11 protein-coding genes and 1 riboswitch are annotated in these 12,268 nt (G+C 30.7%); of the genes, 2 read left to right on the forward strand and 9 right to left on the reverse strand.

Annotated elements, in window-relative coordinates; genetic code table 11:
- Positions 1–101: 101 nt before the first annotated feature.
- From thiE to WHD08_RS03860, 7 genes are all read right to left on the reverse strand, one after another.
- Positions 102–707: a thiamine phosphate synthase gene (thiE, locus tag WHD08_RS03830; RefSeq protein ID WP_165733310.1), complete on the reverse strand. Its 606-nt coding sequence runs from the start codon at positions 705–707 to the stop codon at positions 102–104.
- Positions 704–1,468, reverse strand: coding sequence for a hydroxymethylpyrimidine/phosphomethylpyrimidine kinase (locus WHD08_RS03835; RefSeq protein WP_165733311.1), 765 nt, complete (start codon positions 1,466–1,468; stop codon positions 704–706). Before WHD08_RS03835 ends, thiE begins: the two co-directional genes overlap by 4 nt.
- 153 nt (positions 1,469–1,621) lie before the next feature.
- Positions 1,622–2,224: a thiamine phosphate synthase gene (locus tag WHD08_RS03840; RefSeq protein WP_208889159.1), complete on the reverse strand. Its 603-nt coding sequence runs from the start codon at positions 2,222–2,224 to the stop codon at positions 1,622–1,624.
- Between the two features lie 162 nt (positions 2,225–2,386).
- Positions 2,387–4,246, reverse strand: a complete 1,860-nt coding sequence (gene thiC / locus WHD08_RS03845; protein ID WP_208889158.1) for a phosphomethylpyrimidine synthase ThiC — start codon at positions 4,244–4,246, stop codon at positions 2,387–2,389.
- A 49-nt stretch (positions 4,247–4,295) separates the two neighbouring features.
- Positions 4,296–4,499, reverse strand: a complete 204-nt coding sequence (gene thiS / locus WHD08_RS03850) for a sulfur carrier protein ThiS (RefSeq protein WP_208889157.1) — start codon at positions 4,497–4,499, stop codon at positions 4,296–4,298.
- Positions 4,500–4,547: 48 nt separating this feature from the next.
- A riboswitch (TPP riboswitch) is annotated at positions 4,548–4,642 on the reverse strand.
- A gap of 87 nt (positions 4,643–4,729) precedes the next feature.
- Positions 4,730–5,035, reverse strand: a complete 306-nt coding sequence (locus WHD08_RS03855) for an LETM1 domain-containing protein (RefSeq protein ID WP_208889156.1) — start codon at positions 5,033–5,035, stop codon at positions 4,730–4,732.
- Entirely contained in the window at positions 5,035–6,198 is a 1,164-nt protein-coding gene (locus WHD08_RS03860; protein ID WP_208889155.1) for a proline dehydrogenase family protein, read from the reverse strand. The genes WHD08_RS03855 and WHD08_RS03860 overlap by 1 nt, the downstream gene beginning before the upstream one ends.
- A gap of 88 nt (positions 6,199–6,286) precedes the next feature.
- Here WHD08_RS03860 and aroB point away from each other — a divergent pair, with 88 nt between their 5' ends.
- Together aroB and WHD08_RS03870 are read left to right on the forward strand one after the other, a co-directional pair.
- Complete coding sequence (aroB, locus tag WHD08_RS03865) at positions 6,287–7,345, forward strand: 3-dehydroquinate synthase (RefSeq protein WP_208889154.1); 1,059 nt, start codon at positions 6,287–6,289, stop codon at positions 7,343–7,345.
- A 115-nt stretch (positions 7,346–7,460) separates the two neighbouring features.
- On the forward strand, positions 7,461–8,585 hold the full coding sequence (locus WHD08_RS03870; protein WP_208889153.1) for a peroxiredoxin family protein: 1,125 nt from the start codon (positions 7,461–7,463) through the stop codon (positions 8,583–8,585).
- Positions 8,586–8,702: 117 nt separating this feature from the next.
- Here the strand turns inward: WHD08_RS03870 and WHD08_RS03875 are convergent, their stop codons facing one another.
- Entirely contained in the window at positions 8,703–11,216 is a 2,514-nt protein-coding gene (locus tag WHD08_RS03875) for an outer membrane beta-barrel protein (protein ID WP_208889152.1), read from the reverse strand.
- A 184-nt stretch (positions 11,217–11,400) separates the two neighbouring features.
- Entirely contained in the window at positions 11,401–12,216 is an 816-nt protein-coding gene (locus tag WHD08_RS03880; protein WP_208889151.1) for an AraC family transcriptional regulator, read from the reverse strand.
- Positions 12,217–12,268: the final 52 nt, after the last annotated feature.

The following is a 12,268-nucleotide window of genomic DNA, read 5'->3' on the forward strand; positions in this document are numbered from 1 at the left end:
TGTTTTTTTTGATTTGACATCACGTCGAGCAAAGTTTAAACCCAGTTCATTTTATAAAATTCCTAACCTATAAACCTTGCTCTAGTTGATATCTCTCTTTCTCAATTTAAAATTTCTTGAAATTCAGCAATACTGCTAACTTCTTTTGTTATTTCTCCAGAAACTGCGATTCCGTAAATTCCTGTGTTTATTATTTCAGGAACATCTTTTAATGTAATTCCGCCTATTGCAATAATTAGAGTTTCGGTTTGTAGTTCTTCTAATATTTTTCTGTAGCCTAAAACACCTAAAACCGGACTTAAATTCTTTTTTGTTTCTGTAAACTGGTAAGGTCCCAAACCAATATAATCTACTTTTTTGTCAAGTAAACTGTTACAATCTTCAGCTGTATTTGCAGTTCCCCCAATTATAAAAGAAACTCCTAAATACGCACGAACCACTAACGGACATTCATCATTCTTTCCTAAATGTACTCCGTCTGCTTTTACAGATTTCGCAATTTTGTAGTGATCGTTTATAATAAGTTTAGCTTTAAAACTATTTGTTATTTCTCTTGCTTTATTAGCGGTTTCTAAAATAATTTCAGCATCAAAATTTTTTAAACGTAATTGCACCCATTCTGCTCCTGCTACACATGCTTTTTGTATGTTTTCTAAATGTTGTTCTGGCGTTTTTCCTTGTGATATATATTGTAATTTACTTATCATTCGTTTTGATAATTATGCGTTCCTAATAAAGATTCATTAGAAATTAAAAACTGTTCTGTATACAATTTTGTATTTCTACAAGCGTCTTCTAAAGGAATCTCTTTTACTAAATTTGCCGCTAAAGCGGATGATAAAACACAACCACTTCCGTGTTTTTCATAAATGGGTTTTGTGGTGATTGGCGGAATATTCAGTTTTACAATTTTACTGTAATACACTTCGTCCCAACCTTTTTTATCCGTTCTATGTCCGCCTTTTAAGTAGATATTTGTTCTTTCTGCGATAAACTCAATGGTTTGTTCTATACTTTTATCTGGAAATAATGCTTTTATTTCATCATAATTTGGCGTGATAAAATCACAATTTTCTAATACTTTTTCAAAAGTCTCTAAATCTTGTATGCTGTGGAATTTAAAACCCGCACTTGCTTTTAAAATAGGATCCAACACTATTTTTATATTCGGATTTAACTTTTTCAAAGTCAGAATAACTTCTAACAACGTTTTCCAAGATTTAATGATTCCGATTTTTACAACAGGAATTGAAAAGCGTTTAAATAGTTGTTGTACTTGACTTAATATTACTTTTTTCTTGATCCAAACACAATCTGTAAATTCAATATCATTCTGAACCGTAACAGCAGTACACACAGATAATCCGTATAGATTATGTGCTTCAAATGTCTTCATATCTGATGTAATTCCCGCTCCACTCGACGGATCTAAACCTGCTATTGTTAGTATGTAGTTTTTTTGATTCAAATTTTTATTTCGCTTTAGTTCTTAAATAATTTCGTTTATTGCAAACATGTTCTCGATACATTTTTATTCCGTTACCACTTCATAAAAACACTCGAACTGACAGGAGTTTTCTTTATAATTCTTGACTACCTTCGAACAGACAAACAGAAATCATTAGTTTGCTGTACATACTTGATAAGCACGTTTTATATTGATAAAACTCTCAACCGGGTTTTCGGCATTCCAAACGCCACCTAAAACACCAATTCCTTTAAAACCTAATTCTATAGTTTGCGCTATGGTTTCTGTATTAATTCCGCCCATTCCAATAATGGTTTTATTGATATGATTTACATCAAAACCTTTGCCTTCATATCCTTCTTTAGAAATAGAAGAAAAAACAGGACTCAATAAATGATAATCGAATTCGAAATAACAATCTTTTAAAACTTTCGGTTCATGAAAAGAAGAACTAATTGTTTTACCATATAAGTTTAGATTTTTAAAATATTCACTTGGATCATCGATATGATCTATTCTTTTTTGTTCCTGAAAATGGATTCCTTTTAAATTGAACTCGTTTATCAATTCATGATGATAATGCACTACAATTCTATTGTGAAATTCTTTATCTATCTGGTTTAAATAAACAACGTGTTCTTCGTAATTTTTATCTGGTTTTCTAAAATGATAAAACATTAAACCTTCTTCAAATAATTGATTTAGGATTTCTATTTCGTTTGGAATATCTTTTTCTGGTGCTATAAGAATTATCATAGTAATATGTTATTTTGAGTTAGGGATTGCAGTGGCATCCTTTTGCTGTCAGTTCGAGTGAATTTATGCAGTGTAACGGAATAAATTTGTATCGAGAACCAGCAAAAGATATAACGGAAAGCCCGCCCACGCTTTTTTTAGCGTGGGAACTCCCCAATTATTTTACAAATACACTTCCGACCCTTTTTCTTTAAATTCTTTCGATTTTTCTTCGAAACCTTTTGCAATTACCTCGTTATTTACAATGTCGTTTTCGGCTGCAAAATCTCTAACTTCCTGAGAAATTTTCATAGAACAGAATTTCGGTCCGCACATTGAACAGAAATGCGCAACCTTTGCTCCATCAGCAGGCAAGGTTTCATCGTGATATTCTAAAGCACGCTCAGGATCGAGTCCTAAATTGAATTGATCATTCCAACGGAACTCAAAACGCGCCATACTCAACGCATTATCTCGGTGCTGAGAACCTGGATGTCCTTTAGCTAAATCGGCAGCGTGGGCAGCTAATTTATAAGTAACCACACCAACCCGAACGTCTTCTTTATTAGGTAAACCTAGGTGTTCTTTTGGTGTAACGTAACACAACATAGCGCAACCAAACCAACCAATCATAGCTGCTCCGATTCCGGATGTAATGTGATCGTAACCTGGAGCAATATCTGTAGTTAAAGGTCCTAAAGTGTAAAAAGGAGCTTCGTCGCAAACATCAATTTGCTTCTCCATATTTTCTTTAATCATGTGCATTGGCACGTGTCCTGGTCCTTCTATAAAACACTGAACTTCGTGCTTACGAGCAATCTGAGTTAACTCGCCCAAAGTTTCTAACTCAGCAAACTGAGCTTCGTCATTTGCATCGGCAACAGACCCCGGACGTAAACCATCTCCTAAAGAAAAAGCAACATCGTATTGTTTTAAAATCTCACAAATATCTTCGAAATGTGTATATAAAAAGCTCTCTTTATGATGAGCCAAACACCATTTTGCCATGATAGAACCACCACGAGACACAATACCAGTAACACGTTTTGCGGTCATTGGCACATAACGCAATAAAACACCTGCATGAATGGTAAAATAATCGACACCTTGCTCAGCTTGTTCTATTAAAGTGTCTTTAAAAATCTCCCACGTTAAGTCTTCTGCAACTCCGTTTACCTTTTCTAAAGCTTGGTAAATTGGCACGGTACCAATTGGCACAGGAGAATTACGAACAATCCACTCACGCGTTTCGTGAATATTTTCTCCGGTAGATAAATCCATAATATTATCTGCTCCCCAACGACACGCCCAAACTGCTTTTTCCACTTCTTCTTCTATCGAAGATGTTACGGCAGAATTACCAATGTTTGCGTTAATTTTTACTAAGAAGTTTCTCCCTAAAATCATAGGTTCTGCTTCTGGATGATTGATATTTGATGGAATTACAGCACGTCCTCTTGCTACTTCGCTACGTACAAATTCTGGTGTAATTTTATCTGGAATAGAAGCGCCAAAGTGCTCGCCTTTGTGCTGCTTTCTAATCTCTGTCATTTCATCGATTCGTTGATTTTCTCGAATGGCTATGTATTCCATTTCTGGCGTAATCATACCCTGTTTTGCATAATGCAATTGGGTAACATTTTGTCCTTTTTTTGCTCTTAAAGGTTTCTTTAATAAGGCAAAACGCATATGGTCTAAACTTTTATCGTTTAAACGCTCGTTGCAATAATCCGAAGAAAAAGCATCTAATTGCTCTACATTTCTTCTATCTAAAATCCATTGTTCACGAATTCTTTCTATACCTGCATGAATATTAATTTCTTTGTTTGGATCTGTGTAAGGGCCAGAAGTATCATAGACAGTAACAGGTTCGTTTGGCGTTTTCTTTTTCGTCATTGAATCTGTCGTGTCACTCAATGCGATTTCTCGCATTGCTACCTTAATCTGTGGATGGATTTTACCTGCTACATATACTTTTGTAGAATTAGGAAACGGATGTCTTGTAATTCCGTCTTGTTTCGGTGCGGTGTCTTTGCTCTTCATAAATTTTAGTTAGATCAATTAAATAGTTCGTTTTTTAATAGTCTAATTACTAACCTCCTTGAGTGGATTTAATAATTAAAACTTCATCACTATTTTGAAGTAACCGCAAAGACCAATCTCTTTTTTTAACGACGCTGCCATTTATAGCAACAGCAATTCCGTTCGTTTTTATTTCTAAAAAACGAATTAATTGTGCAACCGCTAAATTTTCTGAAAATTGATGATTTTCTTGGTTTACTTTTATAGTAATCATATTTTATAAATATTTACTGTAAACCAAAGAGAGCTAGTTATGGATAACTAAATCTAAGCAACTTTTTCCTACGTTGGTATTAACCAAATCAGGTTCTAAGGATTTTTCTCAAACTAATTTAATAGCTACTCCTAAAGTTTACTCTACAAATGTATTGTATTATTTCTTGATAATTAAATTTTAAGTCCTTTTAATTACAACTATAAAATAATCAACTAGATAACAACAGGTTAAGAAGATTCTGTTTTATCATTAGGCAAATCATCTTGAAATGCAGATGGTAAAATATCTGGAATTAATTTGATTAAAAGTGGTAATAACAAAGCACCTCCAGGAAGTAAAAATACAGCCAAAGCAGGTATAGCTTTGCATATATCTAATAACTGTATTTTAATTTTTTCCTTTTCTACAGGTGTTAAATTAGAATGTGTAGCTTTTTTAATTAAGAAAACAGCTTCTTTACTTTGCCTTAATTCTTGAGCAAGCCTTAACTTATTTCTATAAATTAATAATTTTATTTCTTCAATGCTGGTCATTATAATTTTCTTCTCTTTCTTTCTGTTTTTAACAGATTTAACTCCCTACTTGTTTGTCCGGCTACAGAGGTGTTTTCTTCTGCTCTTCTTATCAAGTAAGGCATAACGTCTCTAACAGGTCCAAAAGGTAAGTATTTTGCCACATTATAACCTTGATTGGCTAAATTATAGCTAATATGATCACTCATACCAAATAATTGTCCAAACCATAAGCGGTTATCATTTTCTTTAATGTTATGTTTTTTTGCTAAATCCATTAATAAATAAGAGCTATCTTCATTATGAGTTCCTGCAAATAAAGCCATTTTAGGCTGTTCCATCATGTAATTAATAGCAGCATCATAATTGATATCTGTAGCTTGTTTGTCTGCACATATTGGAGAAGCATAGCCTTTTTCTTCTGCTCTTTCTCGTTCTTTTTCCATATAAGCACCTCTAACAACTTTCATTCCTATATAAAAATCTTTTTCTTTTGCTTTCGCATGCAATGTTTTTAGATAGTCCATCCTGTCGTGTTTGTACATTTGTAATGTATTAAAAACGATGGCTTTTTCTTTATTATACGTCTCCATTAACTCTTCTATCAATTCGTCTGCAGCTTTTTGCATCCAGCTTTCTTCTGCATCTATTAATAAAGGAACATCTTTCTGAATGGCAACTTTACAAACTTTATGAAAACGAGCTTCTACTCTATTCCATTCTTCTTCTTCTTTTTGAGTTAAGGTTTTTTCTTCGGATATTTTTTGATACAATTCAAAACGACCAAATCCAGATGGTTTAAAAACCGCATACGGAATGGACTGTTTTTCTTCACAGAAATTAATAATTTTTAATATTTTTTCTAAAGCACCATCAAAACTAACTTCTTGGTCTTGCCCTTCAACAGAATAATCTAATACACTATGTACATTTCCGTTATTATACATATTATCTATAATCGGCATGCAATCTTCTTCCGTTACGCCTCCACAAAAATGATCGAAAACAGTAGAACGTATTAAGCCTTCTACAGGCAAATGTACCTTTAATGCAAAATTTGTAACAGCACTACCAATTCTAACCATCGGCTCGTTCTGTATCATTCTAAACAAAAAATAAGCTCTTTCTAATTGAGAATCTGTTTTTAAAGAAAAGGCAATTTTAGTATTGTCAAAAATATTCATACTATATCGATTTAGTAAAACAAATATAGTATTTGAATGGCAATAATTGAATAATTTATTTTTAATTTGCACACTTAATAATTTACCTATGAAATCTATTAAAGCAGTAACATATCCTGTTCATTTTCAAGACAAAGCCTACAAAGAGCTTTCTAATTTAATTACAACGAATAACTATTCTACGCTCTTTATTTTGGTTGATGAGAATACAATGGAACATTGTTATCCTAAATTTATACCTAATTTAGAAACAGACAAACGCATTGAAGTTATAGAAATTGAGTCTGGAGAAATCAATAAAAACTTAGAAACCTGTGTTGGCGTTTGGAATGTAATTACAGAGTTAGGTGGAGATAGAAAAAGTTTAATTATTACTTTAGGTGGTGGTGTTATTACAGATTTAGGTGGTTTTGTTGCTTCGTGTTTTAAACGCGGAATTGACTTTGTAAATATTCCTACTACGTTATTATCTATGGTTGATGCTTCTGTTGGAGGAAAAACAGGTGTTGATTTAGGCGTACTAAAAAATCAGATTGGATTGTTTGCAAATCCAGAAATGGTAATTGTAGACACTGAGTATTTAACGACCGTTACAGACAGAGAAATTAAATCTGGAACTGCAGAAATACTTAAATATGGTATTACTTACGACCTTAAATTATTTAATGAAATAAAAGACAATAAAGAATTAGTTATAAGTGATTTAATACATCGATCTATAGAGATAAAAAACGAAGTTGTTTTACAAGATCCTAAAGAACAAAGCTTACGTAAAATTTTAAATTTTGGTCATACTTTAGGTCATGCTATTGAGTCTTTTTACCTAGAATCTGAAGACAAAGAAAACCTTACGCATGGTGAAGCAATTGCTATTGGGATGGTTTGTGAGTGTTTTATGTCGGCTAAATTGTTAGGATTCCCAACCGAAAAAGTAAACGAAGTAAAAGAAATTGTTTTATCTATTTACAACAGAACAACTCTTTTAAAAGAAGATTTTTCTGCAATTATGGAATTGCTAAAACACGATAAGAAAAACGTAAACGGACAAGTAAATTTTGTTTTATTAAACGATTATCAAGACTATAAAATAGATTGTAAAGTTCCTGAAGAATTGATTGTGGAGAGTATGGAGTTTTATAATAAATAAAACTATTAGAGATTGCTTCGCTTATAGAAATAAGAATCAAGATATTAAAAAGACCTTTCAACTTAAAAAAATGAAAGGTCTTTTTAATTTTTATTATATTTATTGAAAATACAAAATGAAAATAAATTTCAAGAAATCACAAATTATAATATTAATTATCAATGTTTTTTTAGGAGCATCTACTCACTCTCAATGGAGATATCCAAATTATCAAGAAATAAAAAATGATATAGTAATTACCTACAAAGTAGAATATGAAAATGAGCTTTCTGATGCACAAAAAAAATCTTCACGATTTAAAAAAGAAATAATTGTTTTTTTCAATCAGAATAAACTTATAGAAAAAACAACTAAAAATACTGTAGGCTACGAAACATACTACTTATACGATTATGACAAAGAGAAAATTTATAGTTGTTATAAAAGTCAAGTTAAGAAAGAAGCAATTGTTAAAGACTTTTTAATACCAAAGAAGAAACCAACTAAAATAATTAACGCTCCTAAAAAGTTACTTGGTTTTAATACAGATGTTTACACTATTCCTTTAGGTGAAGCCACTAAAGAAATAATTACAACTAAAGATATTTGTTTACGATATAATAAATTATTTAATGTTGAAGGTTTTTTGCTAAAATACTCTTCTAAAGACAAAAAATTAGGAAATTATACAGTTACAGCTACAAAAATAGATTACACAACTTTACCAGAAGAAACTTATAGTTTAAAAGGTTTTTTAATAAGAACAGATGAAGAACATAAAAAGTATACCTCTGATAGAACCATTAAAAGAGAAAAGATAAAAGAAAAATCTGTAAACAAAATAAATAAAAAAGCACCATCTTATAGTTTAAAAACAATATCTGGAAAAAAATATAAAAGCAATAAACAAAATGGAAAAATAATTATTTTTACTTTTATGTACCTTAATAGTGATGCTAGTAGAAAGCAAATTCCACAATTAAATAAATTGAAAGATGCATTTAAAAATAAAGATGTAGAATTTATTGCTGCGTTTTTAGATCCTGAATATAAAATTAAAAAGTTTCTAAAAACATTTCCTTTTAATTATGAAATTACAGAAGATGCTTCATGGCTTGCAAAAAAGTTTGATGTTGATTTATTTCCTACAAATGTTATTATAGATGCTAAAGGAAAATATCAATATTATAAAACAAGCTATAAATCTGATATGTTTGAGTCGTTGTCTTTTAATATTGAGAAACTTTTAAATGATGAATAATCAAGCTTAATACGAAAGTTTCACTAACAATTTTGACTTTTACATCATAATTTAAATTAAAAAAAGTCCCTTCAGGTTTTTAAAACCTGAAGGGACTACATATGTATAATCTATTCCTTAAAACTCTTTCTTACCAAATTCACTATCAATAAACTTCGATTTATTATTAGCAGCATTAAAAGTATAAGATAAATTTAAAGAAACCATATCTACTTCATACTTATAGTTGGTAGTAGTATAAAAATTAGCTCCTGAGGTTGTTATACGTTGTTCATTGGTACTTAATAACCCCATATCTATATTTTGCCATTGTAGAGTAGCCGTTAGTTTATCATCCATAAACTTTTTTCTGAACGTTAAGTTCGGTGAATAAAAACGAGAATCTTCTCCCATTGCCGTATTTCTATCAGACAAATAATTAAAAGTAAACTGTACAGATGCATTTTCCCAAAAACTATAGGTAGAATTCAAGTTAAAAGAATAAATAGTTGATTTAGAATCTATATCATAACTTCTATCAACACCATCTCTATGTTTAAAGTTTAAAATACCATCAATAGCATAATTATATACATTGGCACCAATAGAATTGGTCCAGTTTGCAGTTGGTTTTATTGTTGCTCCAATCTCTAAACCAATAGCATTACTTTTCCCTACATTAGAATATACTCTATTAATTACACTATCTATAATTGCACCACTTTCCTCATAAGCCAACGTATTTACACGATTAATAACATTCTCTACATGTCTAAAATACGTTGTTGCATACAATGAGTTTCCTCCTTTTAATTTTTTAGTAATTCCTAATTCTACTAAATCTATAAATTCTGGTTCCAACGTATTATCACCTTGCTCAAAAACTTCTGAATGTTCACGCTCCGCAAAACTATTCATTTTAAAAGTAGTTGTTCTTTCTACTCTTTTACTATAAGCTGTTTTAATATTCGTTTTATCATTAATTTTATACTGTAAAGATGCAGAAGGAAACAACTTTACAAAATCGTAGTTATATACATTTTCTGTTGCCTCACTCTGTAAAGCCTCTTTATACACTCTATCCATAGATTCTAAACGAACTCCGGCTGCATATTCCCATTTACTTTTTGCTCCTGTTACCTGTGCATAACCAGAATGAATGGTTCTTTTTAAGCTAACATCACTAGAAAACTCTGGTACTAAAACACCATCTCTTTCATACTCAAACTTTCCTGTATGATCTAAATCTCTAAATTGATACCCTGTTTCTAAAGTTCCAAAAGAAAAAGGTTTCCATTGATAATCTAAATTAAAACGGGTTCCGTATAATGGATTGTCGTTGGTATTGTATTCTTGTTGGTATACAATACTATTATCAGGGTTCCCTAAATTATCATTTTCTGTTGGACCTCCTAAAAAAGTATATTCATAAAGTATTGAAGTAGATATTTTTGATTCATTATCAAACTTATGAGCATAATCAAAACTACCTAAAGCAAAATCTCCTTTTCTAATTCTTAAGTTATGATTGTAATATGAAAACGTATAATCGCGCGTGTTTCCTCCAATAGGAGAAATAGCATGATTATCATAATACACAATATCTGCCAAACGTTCTTTAGTTCGTTTTCCTGCAAAAAGTCCAACGGAATACGTATCTTTTTTATTTGGTGTATAATCTATATTAAAACGACCATTATAGGTAACTTCATCAAAACTACGCTCTCCATCAGAAGGTAAAAAAGTAGTTTTATTTTCTGGAGTATTTATAATAAACATATCTCCTTCTCTTCTACCGGTCTTATCATTTCTTTGGTAACTTGCACCTACAGAAATATTCCAATTATCTGTTCTTTTATTTACAGTTGCATCTATTCCATATCGCTGCGCTGGTTCTTTTGTATCATATTCTTCAATAGAAGGAAATCCACCACGAACATTAATCTGTGCAAAGGTTCCATTGATAGCACCTTTTTTAGTGATAATATTCAAAATTCCACCTTTTCCTTCAGGATCATATTTGGCAGAAGGCGCAGTAATTAATTCTACAGTTTCTAAAGCGTTTGCTGGTAGTTGCGCTAAAATAGTGCTTGCATCTCCTTGTGTTGGTTTTCCGTTGATTAAAACAGTAAACCCTTTACTTCCTCTTACACTAATATCCCCCAGACCATCTACGGTAATAGAAGGTAAGTTCTTAACAACATCTACCGCATTACCACCAACAGTACTTTGGTATTTTTTGGTGTCAAAAACTTGTCTGTCTATTTTATGAACAACCGCACTTCTCTCAGATTTAATTACAACTTCATTCAACTCATTTCCAGAACCTAAAATTAGTTTTATTACTCCTAAGTCCTTCTTTTCTCCTCTTTTATTGATAACAATTGCATTGGATGTACTTATTTGATATCCTATAAAAGAAGTTTCTAAATAATAGCTACCCGGTTTTACACCTGCAAAAGAAAATATTCCATCAAAATTTGTTACAACCCCAGTAACAAGTTCTTTATTACCTGATTTGTATAGCGCTACAGTAGCATATTCTAGAGGATAGTTTTCATCTGCTTCAATAACTTTTCCGGTTAATTGAGCTGTTGTTAACTGGCTTAAAATAAGAGTTAGCAATAAAAACATTGATTTTTTAAAATTCATTTAAATAGTTTTTTTTAGTTAATAGTTTAGTAAATTATTATTAAGTGATTGGAATAAATAAATTTAAAAACGTTTAATTTTTAGTAGGTAAATTTAAACTAGCTAAAATAATACCCTTAATAATTTATAGCAAAAGTATTCTAATTAAGTACCTTTAAAATGGTCTATTTGAAAATTTCAAGGTCTAATTGGATTTATTTTGTAACCTATATTTTTTGGGTGTTTCTTTGGTATATCGTTTAAAATATTTTGAAAAATGAGATGCGTCTTTAAAATCTAAACCATAAGCAATATCACTAATTGCCTCATTTGTATATATTAAACGCCTTTTAACTTCTTTAATAATATGATCTGCAATAATATCTGATGCAGATTTCTCATATTCCTTTCTACAAATTGCATTTAAGTTTTGAGGTGTTGTGTTTAAATGCTCTGCATAGAAATTAACATTATTTTTTAACGTGCTAGATAAAATATCTGTAAACAAAACCACTAGATCTGTACTCTCTACTTTTTCTATCTGCGCATATTTTACCAACTTAGAAAATAATGCTTTTAAACCACCTTCTACAGCTTCTCTATTTACTGCTTCTTGTTTTTTCTCCCAAGTTAGAGACTTAAACAACGCTTTTAGAGAAATATCTTTTTGAGATAGTTTTATTTTTGAAATTTGTTGCAGCTTTAAAAGCTGATTATTGATAAATTTATCTAGCGTTTTTTGTAAAAAATCTTCTTTGATAATAATTACATATCCTTTGGGTTTGGTTGTTATTTCCCAATGATGAACCTCATCTCTTTTAATTATAAAAACAGTAGATGGCTTTATTTTGTAACTCTTTAAATCTACATGATGAAAACCAGTTCCCTTAATAAAATAGACAATTTCTAAATATTTATTATGTTTATGAGGTTTGGTATAACGCTTAGTAACGTCAAACTCTTCAATTTTAATATCATTGTATTCAGATATTTTATTATAGGTATCAATTTTATCCCTCATCAACATATTTTTTTTCAATTGTAAAAATACTACAAAAAAAAATCCTTCTTTT

The organism is Polaribacter sejongensis, from assembly GCF_038024065.1.
In the GTDB taxonomy this organism is placed as follows: Bacteria; Bacteroidota; Bacteroidia; order Flavobacteriales; family Flavobacteriaceae; genus Polaribacter; species Polaribacter sejongensis.

What these genes read in the sequence shown, in the direction of transcription:
- thiE (WP_165733310.1), bottom strand. Translation starts at nt 707, where the DNA reads ATGATAAGTAAATTACAATATATATCACAAGGAAAAACGCCAGAACAA.
- WHD08_RS03840 (WP_208889159.1), bottom strand. Translation starts at nt 2,224, where the DNA reads ATGATAATTCTTATAGCACCAGAAAAAGATATTCCAAACGAAATAGAA.
- thiC (WP_208889158.1), bottom strand. Translation starts at nt 4,246, where the DNA reads ATGAAGAGCAAAGACACCGCACCGAAACAAGACGGAATTACAAGACAT.
- thiS (WP_208889157.1), bottom strand. Translation starts at nt 4,499, where the DNA reads ATGATTACTATAAAAGTAAACCAAGAAAATCATCAATTTTCAGAAAAT.
- WHD08_RS03855 (WP_208889156.1), bottom strand. Translation starts at nt 5,035, where the DNA reads ATGACCAGCATTGAAGAAATAAAATTATTAATTTATAGAAATAAGTTA.
- WHD08_RS03860 (WP_208889155.1), bottom strand. Translation starts at nt 6,198, where the DNA reads ATGAATATTTTTGACAATACTAAAATTGCCTTTTCTTTAAAAACAGAT.
- aroB (WP_208889154.1), top strand. Translation starts at nt 6,287, where the DNA reads ATGAAATCTATTAAAGCAGTAACATATCCTGTTCATTTTCAAGACAAA.
- WHD08_RS03870 (WP_208889153.1), top strand. Translation starts at nt 7,461, where the DNA reads ATGAAAATAAATTTCAAGAAATCACAAATTATAATATTAATTATCAAT.
- WHD08_RS03875 (WP_208889152.1), bottom strand. Translation starts at nt 11,216, where the DNA reads ATGAATTTTAAAAAATCAATGTTTTTATTGCTAACTCTTATTTTAAGC.
- WHD08_RS03880 (WP_208889151.1), bottom strand. Translation starts at nt 12,216, where the DNA reads ATGAGGGATAAAATTGATACCTATAATAAAATATCTGAATACAATGAT.